We start from the raw sequence: 16,792 nt of genomic DNA, 5'->3' as shown, positions 1-16,792 counted from the left end.
AACCAGTCATGACATCCCTGACCGTCCTCGGCGCGATCGTGCTGCTCGCGGGCTGCAAGGAAAAGCCGCACGCGACGGCACCGTCCCCCCGGCCCGTTATCTCCGTCGTAGCGACTCCGCAGACGGCGCGGACGCTAGGCTTCGCCGGAACCGTCGAGCCTCGCTACAAGTCCGACATTGGCTTCCAGGTGCTTGGGCGCATCGTGAGCCGTGACGTGAATGTCGGCGACGTCGTCAAGCGGGGAGATCGCCTGGCCAGGCTCGATCCCGTCGCTTATGAGCTGGCCGTGCGGTCGGCCCAGGCCGACCTGGCCAGCGCCAGCGCCCGGCTTGAAAACGCCGCCGCGACAGAGGCACGGCAGCGCAAGCTGCTCTTGCAGGACATTTCCAACCAGTCCCAGTTCGACGCCGCCACGCAAGCCCTTGAGACCGCGCGTGCCGGCGTCACCCGTGCAAAGGCGGAGCTCGACAAGGCGCAGGAGCAGCTCAGCTACACCGAGTTGCGGGCCGACTTCGACGGTGTCGTCACCACGGTTGCGGCAGAGCTCGGGCAGGTAGTCCAGCCGGGCCAGACGGTCGTTTCGGTGGCACGCCCCGACATCCGCGAGGCGGTGGTCGATCTGCCCGAGACGATCGGGCGGGATATCAGGTTGGAATCCCGCTTCGACATCGCCCTGCAAGTCGATCCGTCGGTCCGGACTGCCGGATCGGTGCGGGAGATCGCACCGCAAGCAGATCCCGCCACCCGCACGCGGCGGGTCAGGATCGCGCTTGACGGCCCGGCGAGGAGCTTTCGCCTCGGAACGACGATTACCGCAACGGTCACGACGCAGGCCTTCCCGGGCATCGAACTGCCGCCCTCCGCCCTGCTGGAGCGGGACGGCAAGACCATGGTCTGGGTCGTCGATCCGGCGACCCGAACGGTGTCGACCCAGGACGTGACGATTGCCGCGCGAGAGCGATCTTTCGTTCGGATCCTCGACGGGCTCACCGCCGGCTCACGCGTTGTCGTTGCCGGCGTGAACAGCCTGGTCCCTGGCCAAGCAGTCACAATCCCAGATGGGGCATTCCAATGACAAACCGCTTCAACCTGTCCGACTGGGCGCTCGAGCATCGCTCGCTCGTCTGGTATTTCATGATCGTCTCGGCCATCGCCGGCATCCTCGCCTATGTCAGCCTGGGGCGCGAGGAGGATCCGTCGTTCACCATCAAGACGATGGTGATCGCCGCCCAGTGGCCCGGCGCCACGGTCGAGGACACCGCCCGCCAGGTCAGCGACCGCATCGAGAAGAAGCTCGAAGAGCTCGACTCGCTCGACTACACCCGCAGCCAGACCACGCCTGGTCAGAGCGTCATCTATGTCAACCTGAAGGACACGGTCAAAGGCGCCGACGTGCCCGGCGTCTGGGTCAAGGTCCGCAACATGATCAACGACATCAAGCGGGAGCTGCCGCAGGGTGTCGTCGGCCCCGTCTTCAACGAAGATTTCGGCGACGTCTTCGGCAATGTCTACGCCTTCACCGCGGACGGACTGACGCAGCGGCAGCTGCGCGACTATGTCGAGGACGTGCGGGCCAAGGTTCTTACGGTACCGAATGTCGGCAAGGTCAACCTGATCGGCGCCCAGGACGAGGTGATCTTCCTCGAATTCTCGACGCGCGAGATGGCCGCCCTCGGCGTCAGCCAGCAGGAGGTCGTCCAGACGCTCCAGGCGCAGAACGCGATCACGCCGTCGGGCGTCATCGAGGCCGGTCGCGAGCGCATCAGCGTCCGAGTCTCGGGGCAGTTCACGTCGGAGGAGGATCTGCGCGGCCTCAACCTGCGCGTCAACGACCGCTTCTTCCGCCTGAGCGACATCGCCACCATCAGCCGCGGCCATGTCGACCCGCCACAGGCGCTGTTCCGGTTCAAGGGTCAGCCGGCGATCGGCCTCGCCATCGGCATGAAGACCGGCGCCAACCTGCTCGAGTTCGGCGAGGCGCTGAAGGAGCAGATGCACAAGATCACCGGCGAACTGCCCATCGGCGTCGGCGTGCACCTTGTGGCCGACCAGCCCGTCGTGGTCGAGGAGGCTGTCGGCGGCTTCACCAAGGCGCTGTTCGAGGCCGTGGCGATCGTGCTGGTGGTCAGCTTCATCAGCCTCGGCATGCGGGCCGGGCTGGTGGTGGCCATCACCATCCCGCTCGTGCTCGCCATGACCTTCGTGGTCATGCAGTATACCGGCATCTCTCTTCAGCGGATCTCGCTCGGCGCCCTCATCATCGCGCTTGGCCTGCTGGTCGATGACGCGATGATCGCGGTCGAGATGATGGTGGCGCGGCTCGAGGCCGGCGACACGCTGCGCAAGGCGGCGACCGCCGTCTACTCCTCCACCGCCTTCCCGATGCTCACCGGCACGCTCGTCACCGTCGCGAGCTTCATCCCGGTGGGCCTCAACAGTAGCAATGCGGGCGAGTACACCTTCACGCTGTTCGTCGTCATCGCGGTCTCGCTGCTGCTGTCCTGGATCGTCGCGGTGCTGTTTGCGCCCCTGCTCGGCGTGGCGCTGCTTCCCAAGACGATGAAGAAGCATCACGACAAGCCGAGCCGGCTTTCGACGATGTTCTCGCACGTCCTGGTCGGCGCCATGCGCTGGCGCTGGCTCACCATCGGCGTGACGGTCGCGATGTTTTCCGTCTCGCTCTACGGGATGCGGTTTGTTGAGCAGCAGTTCTTCCCGTCCTCGGACCGCAACGAACTCCTTGTCGACTTCACCCTGCAGCAGAACGCCTCGATCACCGACACGAAGGCGCAGATGGACCGCTTCGAGGCCAAGCTCGCCGGTGATGCCGACATCCATCACTGGTCGTCCTATATCGGCCAGGGCGCGGTTCGTTTCATCCTCTCCTTCGACCCGCAGCCGGCAAATCCCAATTACGGCCAGATGGTCATCGTGACCAAGAACATCGCGGCCCGTGAGCGCCTCAGGTCCAGGATCAAGACCTGGACGCGGGAGGAGTTCGCCGGGCTGGATGTGTATGTCGACCTGCTGGCGGTGGGTCCGCCGGCCGGCCGACCGGTTCAATACCGGCTGAGCGGCCCCGACATCCATAAGGTGAGGGAGTTGGCGCAGAAGCTGGCCGCAATCGTCGGCGAGCATCCTCGGGTCAGCGATATCGGGTTCAACTGGAACGAGCCCGCACGGGTGGTGAAGATCGACGTGCTACAGGACAAGGCGCGCCAGCTCGGCGTGACCTCTCAGGACATCGCTGGCGTCCTCAACGGCGTGGTGGGCGGAACGAGCATCACCCAAGTGCGCGATGCGATCTATCTGGTCGACGTCGTGAGCCGGGCCAGTGCGGCCGAGCGGGGCGCCATCGAGACGCTGCAGAACCTGCAGTTGCCGGGCAAGAACGGCCAGTCCGTGCCGCTGGCGGCGGTCGCGACCTTCCGTTACGAACTCGAACAGCCGTTGATCTGGCGTCGCAGCCGACTGCCGACCGTCACGATCAGGGGCAGCATCGTCGATGCGACGCAGCCCGCGACGATCGTTCAGCAGCTCGAACCCAAGGTCCAGGCATTCATCCGGGCGCTGCCGGCTGGTTACGCGGCCGCAGTGGCGGGCCCGGTGGAGGAAAGCGCCAAGTCCCAGGGACCGATCGCGGCCGTGGTCCCGCTCATGCTGTTCCTCATGGCGACGATCCTGATGGTTCAGATGCAGAGCTTCTCGCGGCTGTTCCTGGTGGTTGCGGCGGCTCCGCTCGGGCTGATCGGCGTGGTGGCGGCGATGCTGCCCAGCGGCGCTCCCATGGGCTTCGTGGCCATCCTGGGTGTGCTGGCGCTGATCGGCATCCTGATCCGCAATTCGGTGATCCTCGTCGTGCAGATCGAGGATCTGCGGCGGGAGGGCCGGGCTCCGTGGGAGGCGGTGGTCGAGGCCACCATGCACCGGACGCGGCCGATCCTGCTGACGGCGGCCGCGGCGAGCCTGGCGCTGATCCCGATTTCGCACGAAGTGTTCTGGGGCCCCATGGCCTACGCCATGATGGGCGGCATCATCGTCGGCACGCTGCTGACCCTCCTGTTCCTGCCGGCGCTCTACGTGGCCTGGTTCGGCATCAAGGCGCCCTCGGAACCTGATGCGGAACCGCTGCCCGCGCAGCCGGCGCATGAGCCGGCCTAGACCGCGCCGCACCGATTGCTCGGCGTTCCGGACCGGAGCTTCGCCCCGCATCCGATCCTCGCGAACGCCGAGCATCGCCCCAGCCGCAGCGCCCCTCTCCCGCGACCGAAGCCCGGCTCCCACCTCGAAATAGGATCAACTGCCCATGCCTAACGATAACTTTCGCGGGAGTGACCGGCCCAGCCGTGATCTCAGGACGACGCTCACGAGACAGCGGATCCTGGAGGGCGCGCGCCAGGTGTTCCTGCTCAATGGCTTCAGGGGCGCCAGCATCGACCAGATCGCGGCGGAAGCCGCCGTCTCGAAGGGTTCGCTCCACTACCATTTCGGTAGAAAGGAAGACCTGTTCAGATCGCTGGTCGCCGAGGAGGCAGCGAGGATCGCGCAGGCCTTGCCATCGATCGATCCCGACGAGCCAGACCCCTGTTCCGCCTTGCGCCAGATGGGGGGCGCCGTGCTCGAAACCTTAAACCATCCGACGACTGCCGCCACCTTGCGTCTGATCATCGGAGCGCTCGGCAGCTTTCCGCGACTGGGCGAAGAGTTCCTGCAGGCCAGTCTCGGTCCAATCATGGAGCAGATCGCGAGCTATCTCGATGTCCAAGCGGCTTTCGGCGAAATCAGGATCGACAATAGCCGTGCCGCGGCGGAGGAGTTCGCGCGGCAGTGCCTTACGCATGTGATCGAGCGCCTTCTGGTGCCCGGACAAGCGTTGCTGACGGAGCCGGAGTGCACGGCCGTGGTCGGGGATATTCTCCGCAACTGCGGCGTCCGCTGGCGGCACGACCTCACCGGACAGGACAGTGCCGGCCGGACTCCCCGAGATGAGCGGCAAGCGTGATGACGACGTCCCTGCTGCTCTTCCTCGCCCTCTTGATCGCAGCTTGCACGACCTGCCTGGCTTTCTCCCACCACCCGGACGCCTCCCATCGGAAGGACGGCCGGCGCACACGCTCTCATGACGGACCGCAATCATGGACATCAACCCGCAATGGATCACCCTGGTCGTGGCCTGCACGGCGATGATCGCTTCGGTCGCCGGCCCGTTCGTCAACACGCGGATCGCCAACATCCAGTTCAAGGCAAACGTGCTGTCGGTCAACCGCCAGAGATGGATCGAGACGATGCGCGACCTGGTGGCCAACCTCAACTCGCAGTTCCTGGCCGTGGGGATCATCCGCCAGACCATGGAGGAGCCGACCGCCATCGTCATCGCGCGGGACCCCGAGCTGTTCAAGCGTGTCGAGAATCTGCTGCTGACCGTCTCCAAGATCGAGCTGATGCTGAACCCGCTGGAGCAGGACCATCAGCAGCTCAATGCCTTGATGAAGAGCGGCATCGACGAGCTCCGCTCACCGCCGCCGGGACATGGCATCGAGGGCCGCATAGAGGTCATCAACTATGGCATCACCCAAATCTCGCAGGCGATCCTCAAGCAGGAATGGGTGCGGGTCAAACGGGGCGAATAGCGAATGCGCCCCGGTCGGTGCTCTTCGGCTTCCGCGCAAATTGCGGGAGCGCAGATGCTCGTTCTGAAATCGTCCGTATTGCCTTCCCTTGGAAGCGACGTGGAAACCAACCGGTGCGAAGGTTTGGCGCATGACCTCAATGGTGCGGTCATGGCAGGATGGGCACGCTGGCGAAGGCGAAAAGGCGGGGTTGGAGCCGCCAGCCTGAGAGCGGCGCTTCTGAGCATGGCTACTGGCGCAGCCCCGAAGGAGAGAAAGCCGTCATCGGAACCCGACCAGGCTCGCAGCACCACCCACCGTTTGTGCCGTTCCTGCTGCAACGATTCCCAACCGGTCGCCAATGCCGATCTTGCTCTCCGCAGTCACCTGCCCGGCCACGAGGCGCTCGCCGAGCAACCGGACGACCTCGGGGCTCTCCGCGAATTTGCCGTGATTGAGCGGATCGCCGCCCTTGAGCGCCGTCAGGTCCAGGACCGTCACACCTTCCTTCTCCAGTTCGGACCTGTACGGCTCGGCAGCCCTGGCCGAGCCGGTCGACAGCACCGCCGACGAGGCGCGACATATGGAGAGCCTTATCGTCCTGCGACACGAACAGCGTGAGATGCGGACGGTGCTGCCCCTGTTCCAGCCACTGCTTGTGGAAGACCTGAACATCGATATCCGGCGACGCCAGAATGACGTTCCTGATTGTCGGAGCCACACGGCCGTCGCGGATCGCCATTTGCCGCAGGGCCTCGACAACCAGCCAGCTTCCCATCGAGTGCGCCATGATCGTAATTTCGCCGACCATGGGATCCCGCGCGGCTTGCCGCAGGACCTCCTCAAGCTGCGTCCGGGAGTAGTTCGTGCTTTCCCGATCATAGGCGCAGTCGAGGATATGCGTGCCACTACCGCACCTGCATCGGCCCCTGCGCTGGCGTAGATGCCCCGCCAGTGACGCCAATGCCAAAGGCCGATGCGGGGTCCTGCAGCAGCTTTACAAGCCAGCCGGCTCGGACGCTCGAGCACCGTCTTGAGCTCACCGGTGAGGCAAAAGCGGTTTGTGAGTTCGTAGCATGCGAATTCGCAGTCGAGTTATGCGAAGTCCAGCTGTTGGTTCTGTCGCCAGCCAGCCTACGACCAGTGAGGTACTACCAGCCAAGGGGCACAGGTCACCGATCGGATTTTGAAGCCAAACTTGCCTTGCCGCTTGAAGAATGGGGTGACCGCACTGCTCGCTTACCCAATGGATCAGGGGCGATTCGAAACGCTCGGATACCTATTTGCCAAATATGGTGGCCAGACTAGCGTAGAAGCCATGATGTCGGCGGAGGCCAGTCGTTGGGACGGCTGTTTGGGCACGGCACAGCGAGACTAAGAAAAATACCATTAATTACAACTACTTAACTAGTATGAAGTGGCGGAGACGGAGTCCGCGTAACTGAACTGCCCTGACGTGCCGCACCGTGAACGTGCGGGGGATAAGTCAGGAACAAACCCCGAAGAGATTGCCGCAGAAGGTCAGAGCGTGACATAAAATGACAGCGCTCCGGTGGGGTAGTTGGTGGGGTAACGGTGGGACGCGAGGTTAACAAGCTCTCGGCGCGCGGCGTCGCTACGATGACGGAACCGGGCCGGCACAGCGACGGCGGTGGCCTGTACCTTGTCGTAGACCCGAGCGGAGCCAAGCGCTGGCTCTTCATGTTCCGCATGGGGTCAACGCGTAAGGAGATGGGGCTCGGCAGCCTCAGCGCCGTCTCGCTCGCCGAGGCGCGGGAAAAAGCAGCCGCGAGCCGGAAGATGGTGGACGCCGGCACGAATCCTATCGTGGCTCGAAAATCGGCAGAGGCGATGAAGGATGCGGCATCAACCTTCGGAGAATTCACTGACGCCCTCCTCCCGACCATCACCAAAGGCTTCCGCAATCCAAAGCATCGCGATCAGTGGCCGAGCACTCTGAAAATGTACGCCGCGTCCCTTCGACCGATGAAGCTGGACGCTATCGGCACGGCCGAGGTCTTGGAGATTCTGAAGCCGATCTGGCTTTCGAAGGCAGAAACGGCCTCCCGACTCAGAGGCCGGATCGAGCACATTCTCGCGGCAGCGTCGGCGCAGGGCTTGCGAACGGGTGAGAACCCGGCCCGCTGGCGCCACCACCTCGACAAGCTGCTTCCCAAGCGCGCCAAGCTGACGCGCGGCCACCACGCGGCGATGCCTTACGGCGACGTTCCGGCTTTTGTTCAGGATCTACGTCGGCGCGACGCGCTAGCTGCCCGCGCGCTTGAATTTTTGATCCTGACCGCCTGCCGATCTGGCGAAGTGAGGGAAGCGACCTGGGCCGAGATCGACCTCGGCACCGGGATATGGACGATTCCGGCGCCCCGGATGAAAGCCGGCCGGCCGCATCGTGTCCCGCTGACCGATCGCGCTTTGGATATCGTGCGCGCCCTGCACGAGGTGCGCCAGAACGATTTGGTTTTCCCCGGCGGCCGCAAAGACCGCCCTCTGTCGTCGAATGCTATCGTGAGCCTGATGCGGCGCATGGAAGCCTCCCAGTTCACGCCGCACGGCTTTAGATCGAGCTTCAGAGATTGGGCGGGCGAAAGCACGACGTTTCCGCGCGAGGTCGCGGAAGCGGCGCTGGCGCATGTCGTCGGCGATCAAACCGAGCGCGCCTATCGCCGGGGCGATGCGCTCGCGAAACGCCGCGAACTCATGGATGCCTGGTCGCGCTTTGCCAGCGCCCCGAAGGCCGACAACATCACGCCTATCCGAGCCAAGGGGTCCAGATAGGCAACGAGCTGCATGGGGATAGGCCGGCCAGCCGACAAGTCGAGCGCTCCACTCGATTTCCCCGTGCTTCCTTCGGAGCGTCGCAAGGAGAGCGGCGATATGGTCGAAACACGAGCCGAATATTTGTGGGCAGGCGAGCGCTATTGGCCCGAACAGCCCCGCGGTCTCACGTTTCTCGTACCCGCTTATGAGCGCGTCGCTGAACTTAAATTTGGCGGCGAATGGAAAGCCGGCGAGATACTGGTCGAGCGGGTGCATATGCCCAATGCGTCACTCGCGGAAGCATCTCCAATCGACAGAGCGGTGGCAGATTGGGCGCTTTCTCGGTTCGAAGACTATTCGCCGGAGTTGGGGCCTGACCCCCTCGGCAGTCAGATCAGCGTCCGGCCGCAGAGCCAGTTCGCTGCTCTAGGGGCTTCAAAACAGATAACTGAGCCTCAACAGGTCTACCTTTTCAGCGACGAGCAATGGGAGCTCGCTCGGGCTGTCATCCATCGCGAAAACGTTCTGCGCGATCAAAAAATAGCCCGTGCCAACGAGGTCTCTCGCTGGTTTGCAAACCACATCATTGATGGAACGATAGTCGCGCTGTCGGTTCGGTTCGACAGCGGCGAGGTCGTGGAGCACCGGCCTGAGGCATGGATCTCGATTGATATCAGTCGCATCTCCAAGCGCGTTCGAAGCTGTCGAATGAGTCCCGTATCGCCCTACCTATCGGGCAATGTTGGGTACTTCATTTATTTACGGACTGCGGGTTTCGAGCGTGCGCTGGAGATCGAGGCGACGGCAAAGCGCCGCCTCGCGGACGAATACGACGCAGCGCAGGAGCGCGGCGAAATTGCTACCAAAGCGGACCAGAACCTTCTTCCCGAGCAGAAGAAGGTTTCGGTCGCGGAGATCGGCCTGACCCACAAAGACATTCACGAGGCCCGCACGATCCGCGACGCCAAAGTGAACGTCCCTGGCATACTCAAAAAGACGCGCCTCCCAACAAGCAAGCAGCAACAAAACCGCGACAGCGACGATCAACGTAAGGCGTTGGCCATACGAGCCATCGGCGTCGAGTATCGAAAGCTGAGACAGCAGCGTCTATCAATATCATTCGAGAATATGGCTGATAAAATAGTCGCCGCCTTGGAGGGGGCAAACCCCGCCTACAGCTCGGAAACAGTGCGGCAAATTCTAGGCGGCCGGCACGCGGTCGCGAACCGACTTGCCGAAGCAGGTTTGGTCGATCGATTCTGGTAAGCTCGGTATGCCCTACCACGGTAGGGGGTTTTTAATCGCACCAAGGCATCTTACCAATTGAAATCATTGTATTTTTTCGAATGATTTCTCGGTTTTGGTAAGCGGCCACATGCTCGAATCTCTAGTCCATCGCCACAACGCGCTGCTGGCAGGCAGCGGCGCCGGGTGGCTGGATTGGAGACCCGCAAGGTGGAAAAAGCCGCTCTCACCATCAATGACGTAGCGCTTCAGGGCTGCATGAGCCCGCGCAAGGTCTACCGGCTGCTGAAGGATGGCAGCCTGAAAGCCCGAAAGAACGGCCGACAGACGTTGATCTTGGCCGAAGACTTCAAGGCTTGGCTCGCCTCCCTCCCCTCCGCCGATCTGGAGGCCGCGTCCAATGCATCCTGAAAGCGAAAACCCCGGAGCGCCTGGCAGGGCGCTCGCGGGGCCGGAAGTCATCAGCTGGGCAGCTAACGGAACGGACGATACCACAGCCGCTCTTGCGATCAACAGGCTTCGCCAGATTGGCTACCCGGCGCACATCGCAATGCTTCTTGCCGAACTCGCCGGTATCGGACCGCAGGCTGCGAGGTCGTGATGGCGAGCGCTCAGCATCATCAGCCGGCGCCGGTGTCGCCGACATTCAACGCCGAAGCTTACATCGACGAATTGCTCGGCTTCATCCGGCTGTACGCCGGCATGGCCCAGGACTGCTTAGACGCAAACGATCCCGCCTGTTTCAACTACGCCATCGCCAGCATGACGGCCCGTGTCCGCCAGATCGTCATGCTCATGAACCCCGCCTCAGACGATGCCGATCAGGAGTCGGGCCATTGACGAACGCACCGAATCCCATCCGCCTCGAAGGCCTCACGCTTACCTCGAAAGCGTTCAACCACGGCAACGGGGCGCTTCGGCGCCCCGAGCCCACCTCCTGGCCGAAGCCGAGCCCGATCGTCAGCACCTTGCCGCAGGTCGAGCCCTTCGCGCCGGACCTCCTCCCCGAAGCGCTGCGGGCCTATGTGCTCGATGTCGCGGATCGGCAGCAGTCGCCGCCCGACTTCGCCGCCGTCGCCGCTCTTTGCGGATTGGCGGCCGTCGTCGGCAATAAGGCGAGGATCAGGCCGAAACAACATGATGACTGGATGGTGGTCCCCAATCTCTGGGGCGCGATCGTAGGCCGACCATCGGCTATGAAGAGCCCAGCGATGCAATCCGCGCTTGGCCCCGTCTATGGCCTTCAGGATGAGATGCGGGAGCTTTGGCAGCAGCGTTGCGCCAGCTTGGCGGTTGACGAAGCTCTTGCTGGGCTCGACGCCGCTGATGCGAAGTCGAAGGCGAAGAAGGCGCTCAAGGTCGGCGATCGTGACGCTGCCAAGGAGATCATGGCCGGCGCTATGGGATCGTCCGATGAAGGGGAGCCTTGCCCTCGCCTGATCATCGGCGACGCTACCTTCGAGAAGGTCGGCGAACTGCTGAGCGAAAACAGCAACGGGCTGCTTTTGGTCCGAGACGAACTGCCCGGCTTCCTGGCCAGGCTGGAGAGTGCCGAATTCCAAAACGAGCGCGCGTTCTATCTGGAGAGTTTCAACGGCGACGGAAGTTTTGTGTTCGACCGGATCGCTCGCGGCACGATCAGCATTCCTATCTGCACGATCAGCCTCGTCGGAGGCGTCCAGCCCAGCCGCATCGCGCCCTTGGTGCGTGGTGCGATTTCGGGCACTTCTAACGATGGTCTGCTTCAGCGATTGCAACTGTCGGTTTGGCCCGACGACATCCCGTCGTGGCGGTGGGTCGATCGCGCGCCCGATCCGCTGGCTCGCGTCGCTTATGAGCGAGCATTCCGAGACTTGCGGGATCTGCCGGCCCAGGCGGATGGCGAACCTCTCGTCCTTCGCTTTTCCCCGCCGGCGCAAACGGCTTTCCGCGAGTGGATGGAAGAGACGCAGTCCGAGGCTCGAAGCGGCGCGCTGCCATCGACGATGGAAAGCCATATCCTCAAAATGCCAAAGACGGTGGCCAGCCTGGCGCTGCTGTTCCAACTCATCGATGGACACAGCGAGACGGTTGGCGAGGAAGCGACCCTCCGGGCCTTGGACTGGGCCGACTACCTTCGGAGCCACGCCAACCGCCTCTATGCCGCCGGGCAGACGATGGCGGAGGAAGGGGCCAAGCTCATCATCGAGCGCCGGTCGCAGATCCCTGCGCAATTCACCCCGCGCGATATCCAGCGGAAGGCGTGGGGCGGACTGGCCGATCGCGATGCGGTTGCGTCAGCTTTGGAAATGCTGGTGGCCTCTCACCACTGCCGGGAGATTCCGGCATCCGGCGGCAACGGGCGGCCCTCGACCAGTTACGTCTGGAACCCGGCTCTGACGGTGGAGGGCTGATCTATGGGGCGCTGGCTCAACCGACTTCGTATCTCAGAAAAAAATACTGAAACGGCCCTTTGGGGAACTGACAAAACTGACAAAACCCCTTCAGAGCCGCTTTTGTCAGTTTTGTCAGGTCTGTCAGAGGGCATATCCGCGAAAATTTCGCCGCCCGAGATCGACCTGGCCGAACTGGAATACCTCTTCGAGGAACGGGCCGGCATCCTCGAATTCGACTGCGGGGTTCCGCGTCACGAGGCTGAGACGCTGGCTCGTCAGCAAATCAAGGAGACACGCCATTGACCGCAACCGCGTCCATTTTGGACACCGAGAAGTTCCGCAAGGTTCGCTCGCTGATCGATGGCGGGGCCACGGTTGGCGAGCGCGATTCCGCTGCGCTCTCGGGCTGAGGCGATGGCCCGACGAGCCGGCATGACGTTGAAACAGGCGATGTCCAAGTTGGACGCCGCGCCGGTGCCAAAGCCATCTGGGTTTTTCGACCGCTTCGATGATTGGTGCGAAGCGCGCGAGCCGGGATACAAGGCCAAAGAGGCTCAGAAGGCCGCCGCGCGGGACAAGCGCAGGCAGGAACGCAGAGCGGCCGTCCTGAAGCGCTTCGGATCGCTCGACCTCGTCTTTGCGCTAAACCCCATCGAGGCGGCTTTGTGGAAGGCGGCCACGCCTTTCGCGACCCGCAAGGTGTACCGTGGCTGGATCGGCGGGGCGAAAACCCTCACCCCCTTCACAGTGGAACTCGGCGGCTCGGATGAGTTTAGGTTCCTGAAGACGGCCTCGCCCGGCTGCGTTGATGCCATCAGGTCGGCATGGCCTATGCCGGCGCCCCTTGCAAAGGCCCTCGCGGAAAGCCGCATGTGGCGGGACCTTTCCGACGATCGGCAAGCTTTCGTCGATGGCGAGTACAGGCATCATCGCGAGGTCGATGCACGTATCGAACTGGTCGAGCACGAGCTGAACACACGCCCCGGCACGTCATGGGACGACATGCAGGCTCGCTTCGATTGGAAGCGCTTCGAATGGGAGCGCCAATGGATCGACCCGACCGAAGAGAGCGAGGACAGCATCGTTTCGACGCTGCGGCGCGACTTTGAAATGCTGCGCAGGATCTATGATCGGCCCGCTCAAAATGGACAGGCCGAAGGTGTCACGACGAACGTAATACCTTCGGAGCGTCGCACCAACGCCGACAAGCGCCGCGACGTGCTGTCCATGTTGGACGCCGAGCCCCACCTCCCCGATCGCGAGATTGCCCGCCGTCTCGGTGTAAGCCCTCAGACCGTCAGCAACTGGCGAAGGCGGATATGACGACCGCTCCCACCTATCCCGGCTTTGGCTTACCCTGCAACAGGTGTGGCCAGTGCTGCATGAAGCATCCCTGCCGATTGGCGCGGGACTATGCCGGCGTTCGCGAAGGTCCGTGCCCCGTTCTGATCCGGGAGGGCGACGCCTGGCGCTGCGGGCTGACCATAGCGCCGCATCGATATGTCGTCGGCCTCCAGAGCAAGCCGTTCGCCGATGCTGCACTGGCGCCAATGTTCGCGGAGATGCTGGGGATCGGTCGCGGCTGCGATGCTGAGATCTGATGGGCAGGCCACCGCCACTGAAATCTCACTGTGTTTTCAGAGAAGTGTATAAAACTCGCCTGCGCCGTTTTCCGCCGTTTGTTTAAGTGGCCCGAGGCCTGCGGGTGGCTTCGTTGCGGCGCTACGTGGCAGGGTCGTTGCGTGCGGTGCTGTCACAGTTTAACCGCCGAGCTCCTCCCGCTGCGCGATGAGCTTGCGGACGACCTCACGGGTAACTCGGAGCCAGTGGTACATGGCGACGTCGTCGCCCGCCAACTTCGCCTCCCGCATGCCGTCAGCGCAATAGTCGATCGCCGCTTCCTGATACTCGTCCAGCAGCTCGGTAGCCCCATCCTCTGGCGAGACGTCAGGAGGGGGCGCACTGGAATCATCTTGATCGGACATGGTCGCTCCGGTGCCTTCGCTCTGCATCAGGCAGCGCCGTCGCGCTCCTGGTCCTCTTGCTGCTTCAGAAGCGCATTCAACCGGTCCTGCTGCTCGTTGAGTCTGGCAGCGATGCTCTCTTCCGCGGCGGCACCTGATATGCCCGTTGCCTGCGCGGTCAGATCCTCGATGTTGCGGCGTGCCATCGCGATCCGGTCTTCGAGGTTGTCGATTGCATCAGCCATTTTCAGTTCCATCCTGTTTCACACCGCGCGCGACCTCGACGAGGGCGCCGTCGGGCAAAGGACGCTGAAGGGCTGACGCTTGTTCCCAGGGCGCCGTCATCCATGTCTCGATCTCTTCGGGCTGCGTTAGGATCACGGGCATTGCCTTCGGATGGATGGCGCCGACCTCGGCATTCGGCGTCGTCGTCAAAAAGGCGAAGAGATCAGTTGTCTCGACCCCGTTCTTGATCTTGCGGACGCCGGTCCATTGAGGCGTCCAGATCCCAGCGAAGAACGCGAGCGGCCGGTCCTGGTCGAGCGCGAACCACACGTCTTGCTTTGCGCCGTGATCGAACTCGCTGAAGCTCGTCAGCGGTACGACGCAGCGGTTTGCGGGGCCAAGCCATGGCTTCCAATGCGACGACGTGGTGTTGCGGACGTTCGTGGTGCCGCCGTCGGGCTCCATGCGCAGGAGCTCGTCGAAGTCGGCTGGCTTGCTCTTGGCGCGGAGCTTGTCCGCCCGCTTCGTCGCTGCCTCGTAGATCGCTCGCTTCGACGACGGCATTCCCCGCCGCACCAGGGCGAGCTCGGGCATGCCCCCGTCGCCTGATCGTCGAGCAGCCCCCCGCATCGCGGCTGGCGCATCGGATCAAAACTGTCGAACTGCTGCCGATGGCCTACCGATTCGGGCGGTTATCAGCCGATTGAACGATATCTCCCCCAACCGCCGCCGCATCAATGGACCGGGGGAAGAGAGCGGTGAACGTGGTGCCGTCTTTTTCAGACGAGCTAACCTTGATTGATCCGCCATGGGCCGCGACAATTTCTTTTGTAATGTACAGCCCCAAACCAAGATTTGTCGTGCCGCTGCCTTCGGCTCCGCCACGGACCATGGCCTCAAAGATTCCAACTATCTTATCATTCGGAATCGGGACGCCTTGATTATGGATGGCGAGTGAAACGGCATCGGTCTCGCCGCTGACTGTGATGTCGATGGGCAACTCAGTGAAACCATACTGGACAGCGTTACCAAGCAGATTTGAAAACACCTGCCCGATGCGAGGTCTGTCCCATGAGCCTATGGTGTCGCCCGAGCTCTTGATCACGAACGTTCGGCTTGGGTGAAGGCTCCGCATCTCCTGAACCAGTTGGCGACACACGAAGGCCATGTCCATCTGCTCACGGATAACCTTCATGCCTGAGCCAAGCCGAGCCCGCGTAACATCGACTAGCTGATCAATTATTCCAATCGCCCGCGCGCCACTTAGGCTAACCTGCGCGATGAACATCTTTTGGCGCTCAGTCAGCGACTCTATTTTTGCGATCAACTCGGCTGACATCATCATCGCGCCAATAGGATTGCGAAGATCGTGCCCCAAGACCGCCAAAAACAGATCGCGGGAGTGTTCTACCTTTTTTGAGTAGTAGCTGATCGATTCCGTCGTTGCTTGATCGATGGCCTCGTTGAACCGAACCAGATCTACTATACTCTGACGCGTCGGTTCAAAATCCTGAGCGCCCCATAACTTGGTTACGCTGGCGCGAAGGGCGCGATATTCAGACACCATTTGATCGAGATTGAAACCGCCTGCTTGGCGTAGGGCTGCGTGAATCTCGGCAACGCTGTCCATCCCAGTTTTAGGCTTCTTACCGCGCGATTTATCCGTCTGCTCGGTGTCAGTCTGGGCGGTGTCAATATCGTTCGCGATGAAGTCGAGGATGTAGCTAATATGGTTGCGCAATGAAAGTGGGGTCATGCCATCGGCAGCCGGAACCAATGAGCGAGCGAAATTCTCCCATTCAGCGATGATTGCTTGGGAGTTTTCACGGATAAAGGGCGACAGTCGCATGGTATTCTTACCTCGGTCGCCGCCTATTGTTAATTGAAGCTAAACGTCGTTAGGAATGATCCGCACTGGGAAGCCTGGAGACGATTTGAGGCGGGATATACGAAGCGTGCCGAACCACGCGCAAGCGCGACGTGATGCCTCGCCCACTTCAAAGAACACGTGCATGTATTGGGTGAACCACAACGGCGCATAAATCAACATTTGCGCGCCGCATTTTCGGCCCTGTCTTTCAATGGCTTGCACGGTGCGAAAGTCGGGTGCAGCAATCTGGCGTGATTGCAATGCCGCGTCAGCACCTCTGGCCAGACATAGCTTATGTCAGGGATCGGGGGTCCAGGCGGCGCTAATGGACGGCATGAAGCGCGTCGAGTAGCGAGGTCTCTGAGTAGGGTTTGCGTAGGAACGTCGTATCGTTTGGCATCTCGCAGGCCGGCGGCGTGATGCGACCCGACGCCAGGATCAGGACAACCGGAGGCCACCCGATCCGGACCTCATGCATCAGCGCCAGGCCGTCCATGGATCCGGGCATCTCGATGTCGGAGAAGACGGCCGCGATGTCCGGGCGGGATTCCATGAGCGCCATGGCGTCGTCGGCATTGCAGGCTTCCAAGACGTCGTAGCCCGCGTCCTCTATCATCGCGACCGTGTTCATGCGGATGATCGGCTCGTCTTCGACGACCAGAACGAGGATTGCCATAGCGAACTTCCGGTTGTGACAGTTAGCCAACTACCGCCGGAGATAGTTGTTT

The 16,792-nt window shown here is 62.4% G+C and carries 16 protein-coding genes and 2 pseudogenes; 12 read left to right on the top strand and 6 right to left on the bottom strand.

All coding sequences use genetic code 11. From position 1 onward, the window contains the following. Positions 1–8: 8 nt before the first annotated feature. From AXW83_RS02955 to AXW83_RS02940, 4 genes are all read left to right on the top strand, one after another. Positions 9–1,076, top strand: coding sequence for an efflux RND transporter periplasmic adaptor subunit (locus AXW83_RS02955; protein WP_236841801.1), 1,068 nt, complete (start codon positions 9–11; stop codon positions 1,074–1,076). Beyond that, the gene (locus AXW83_RS02950) at positions 1,073–4,162 is read left to right on the top strand and encodes an efflux RND transporter permease subunit (protein ID WP_066610477.1); all 3,090 of its coding nucleotides are present in this window, start codon (positions 1,073–1,075) and stop codon (positions 4,160–4,162) included. Before AXW83_RS02955 ends, AXW83_RS02950 begins: the two co-directional genes overlap by 4 nt. Positions 4,163–4,307: 145 nt before the next feature. Beyond that, the gene (locus tag AXW83_RS02945; RefSeq protein ID WP_066610475.1) at positions 4,308–5,003 is read left to right on the top strand and encodes a TetR/AcrR family transcriptional regulator; all 696 of its coding nucleotides are present in this window, start codon (positions 4,308–4,310) and stop codon (positions 5,001–5,003) included. Positions 5,004–5,136: 133 nt separating this feature from the next. Then, positions 5,137–5,631 carry a hypothetical protein gene (locus AXW83_RS02940; protein WP_066610473.1) on the top strand — a complete coding sequence of 165 codons (495 nt, stop codon included), beginning with the start codon at positions 5,137–5,139 and terminating at the stop codon, positions 5,629–5,631. A 276-nt stretch (positions 5,632–5,907) separates the two neighbouring features. On the opposite strand, the pseudogene AXW83_RS26375 reads toward AXW83_RS02940, so the two are convergent. Next, positions 5,908–6,508: pseudogene (locus AXW83_RS26375) on the bottom strand (alpha/beta hydrolase); the annotation flags it as partial. Between the two features lie 722 nt (positions 6,509–7,230). Here AXW83_RS26375 and AXW83_RS02925 point away from each other — a divergent pair. The 8 genes from AXW83_RS02925 to AXW83_RS02895 all read left to right on the top strand — a co-directional run bounded on the left by AXW83_RS02925 (position 7,231) and on the right by AXW83_RS02895 (position 13,606). Next, entirely contained in the window at positions 7,231–8,403 is a 1,173-nt protein-coding gene (locus AXW83_RS02925) for a tyrosine-type recombinase/integrase (protein WP_066619716.1), read from the top strand. A 99-nt stretch (positions 8,404–8,502) separates the two neighbouring features. Further along, the gene (locus AXW83_RS02920) at positions 8,503–9,651 is read left to right on the top strand and encodes a hypothetical protein (RefSeq protein ID WP_066610467.1); all 1,149 of its coding nucleotides are present in this window, start codon (positions 8,503–8,505) and stop codon (positions 9,649–9,651) included. A gap of 174 nt (positions 9,652–9,825) precedes the next feature. Then, positions 9,826–10,041 (top strand): helix-turn-helix domain-containing protein, encoded by a 216-nt coding sequence (locus AXW83_RS02915; protein ID WP_210179634.1) that lies wholly within the window; start codon positions 9,826–9,828, stop codon positions 10,039–10,041. A 189-nt stretch (positions 10,042–10,230) separates the two neighbouring features. Next, positions 10,231–10,470 (top strand): hypothetical protein, encoded by a 240-nt coding sequence (locus AXW83_RS27460; protein ID WP_066610461.1) that lies wholly within the window; start codon positions 10,231–10,233, stop codon positions 10,468–10,470. Between the two features lie 128 nt (positions 10,471–10,598). After that, positions 10,599–12,023 (top strand): YfjI family protein, encoded by a 1,425-nt coding sequence (locus AXW83_RS02905; RefSeq protein WP_236841800.1) that lies wholly within the window; start codon positions 10,599–10,601, stop codon positions 12,021–12,023. Positions 12,024–12,026: 3 nt separating this feature from the next. Next, positions 12,027–12,308, top strand: a complete 282-nt coding sequence (locus AXW83_RS26915) for a hypothetical protein (RefSeq protein ID WP_156639740.1) — start codon at positions 12,027–12,029, stop codon at positions 12,306–12,308. Between the two features lie 129 nt (positions 12,309–12,437). Further along, positions 12,438–13,328 carry a winged helix-turn-helix domain-containing protein gene (locus AXW83_RS02900; RefSeq protein ID WP_066610460.1) on the top strand — a complete coding sequence of 297 codons (891 nt, stop codon included), beginning with the start codon at positions 12,438–12,440 and terminating at the stop codon, positions 13,326–13,328. After that, positions 13,325–13,606, top strand: coding sequence for a hypothetical protein (locus tag AXW83_RS02895; protein WP_156639735.1), 282 nt, complete (start codon positions 13,325–13,327; stop codon positions 13,604–13,606). Before AXW83_RS02900 ends, AXW83_RS02895 begins: the two co-directional genes overlap by 4 nt. A gap of 159 nt (positions 13,607–13,765) precedes the next feature. On the opposite strand, the gene AXW83_RS02890 is transcribed toward AXW83_RS02895, so the two are convergent. From AXW83_RS02890 to AXW83_RS02870, 5 genes and pseudogenes are all read right to left on the bottom strand, one after another. Next, entirely contained in the window at positions 13,766–13,990 is a 225-nt protein-coding gene (locus AXW83_RS02890; RefSeq protein WP_156639733.1) for a hypothetical protein, read from the bottom strand. Positions 13,991–14,016: 26 nt separating this feature from the next. Beyond that, entirely contained in the window at positions 14,017–14,226 is a 210-nt protein-coding gene (locus tag AXW83_RS02885; protein WP_082767443.1) for a hypothetical protein, read from the bottom strand. Further along, positions 14,207–14,836: pseudogene (locus AXW83_RS02880) on the bottom strand (SOS response-associated peptidase family protein); the annotation flags it as partial. The gene AXW83_RS02885 and the pseudogene AXW83_RS02880, both read right to left, overlap by 20 nt. A gap of 34 nt (positions 14,837–14,870) precedes the next feature. Next, positions 14,871–16,043: a sensor histidine kinase gene (locus tag AXW83_RS02875; protein WP_066610453.1), complete on the bottom strand. Its 1,173-nt coding sequence runs from the start codon at positions 16,041–16,043 to the stop codon at positions 14,871–14,873. A gap of 343 nt (positions 16,044–16,386) precedes the next feature. Next, positions 16,387–16,740, bottom strand: a complete 354-nt coding sequence (locus tag AXW83_RS02870) for a response regulator (protein ID WP_066610451.1) — start codon at positions 16,738–16,740, stop codon at positions 16,387–16,389. Positions 16,741–16,792: the final 52 nt, after the last annotated feature.

Source organism: Bosea sp. PAMC 26642, assembly GCF_001562255.1.
In the GTDB taxonomy this organism is placed as follows: domain Bacteria; phylum Pseudomonadota; class Alphaproteobacteria; order Rhizobiales; family Beijerinckiaceae; genus Allobosea.
This window is presented reverse-complemented; position numbering and strand designations above follow the sequence as displayed.

Bases quoted from the DNA above. Each gene is read 5' to 3' on its own strand.
- AXW83_RS02955 (WP_236841801.1), top strand. From the start codon at position 9: ATGACATCCCTGACCGTCCTCGGCGCGATCGTGCTGCTCGCGGGCTGC.
- AXW83_RS02950 (WP_066610477.1), top strand. From the start codon at position 1,073: ATGACAAACCGCTTCAACCTGTCCGACTGGGCGCTCGAGCATCGCTCG.
- AXW83_RS02945 (WP_066610475.1), top strand. From the start codon at position 4,308: ATGCCTAACGATAACTTTCGCGGGAGTGACCGGCCCAGCCGTGATCTC.
- AXW83_RS02940 (WP_066610473.1), top strand. From the start codon at position 5,137: ATGGACATCAACCCGCAATGGATCACCCTGGTCGTGGCCTGCACGGCG.
- AXW83_RS02925 (WP_066619716.1), top strand. From the start codon at position 7,231: ATGACGGAACCGGGCCGGCACAGCGACGGCGGTGGCCTGTACCTTGTC.
- AXW83_RS02920 (WP_066610467.1), top strand. From the start codon at position 8,503: ATGGTCGAAACACGAGCCGAATATTTGTGGGCAGGCGAGCGCTATTGG.
- AXW83_RS27460 (WP_066610461.1), top strand. From the start codon at position 10,231: ATGGCGAGCGCTCAGCATCATCAGCCGGCGCCGGTGTCGCCGACATTC.
- AXW83_RS26915 (WP_156639740.1), top strand. From the start codon at position 12,027: ATGGGGCGCTGGCTCAACCGACTTCGTATCTCAGAAAAAAATACTGAA.
- AXW83_RS02900 (WP_066610460.1), top strand. From the start codon at position 12,438: ATGACGTTGAAACAGGCGATGTCCAAGTTGGACGCCGCGCCGGTGCCA.
- AXW83_RS02895 (WP_156639735.1), top strand. From the start codon at position 13,325: ATGACGACCGCTCCCACCTATCCCGGCTTTGGCTTACCCTGCAACAGG.
- AXW83_RS02890 (WP_156639733.1), bottom strand. From the start codon at position 13,990: ATGTCCGATCAAGATGATTCCAGTGCGCCCCCTCCTGACGTCTCGCCA.
- AXW83_RS02885 (WP_082767443.1), bottom strand. From the start codon at position 14,226: ATGGAACTGAAAATGGCTGATGCAATCGACAACCTCGAAGACCGGATC.
- AXW83_RS02875 (WP_066610453.1), bottom strand. From the start codon at position 16,043: ATGCGACTGTCGCCCTTTATCCGTGAAAACTCCCAAGCAATCATCGCT.
- AXW83_RS02870 (WP_066610451.1), bottom strand. From the start codon at position 16,740: ATGGCAATCCTCGTTCTGGTCGTCGAAGACGAGCCGATCATCCGCATG.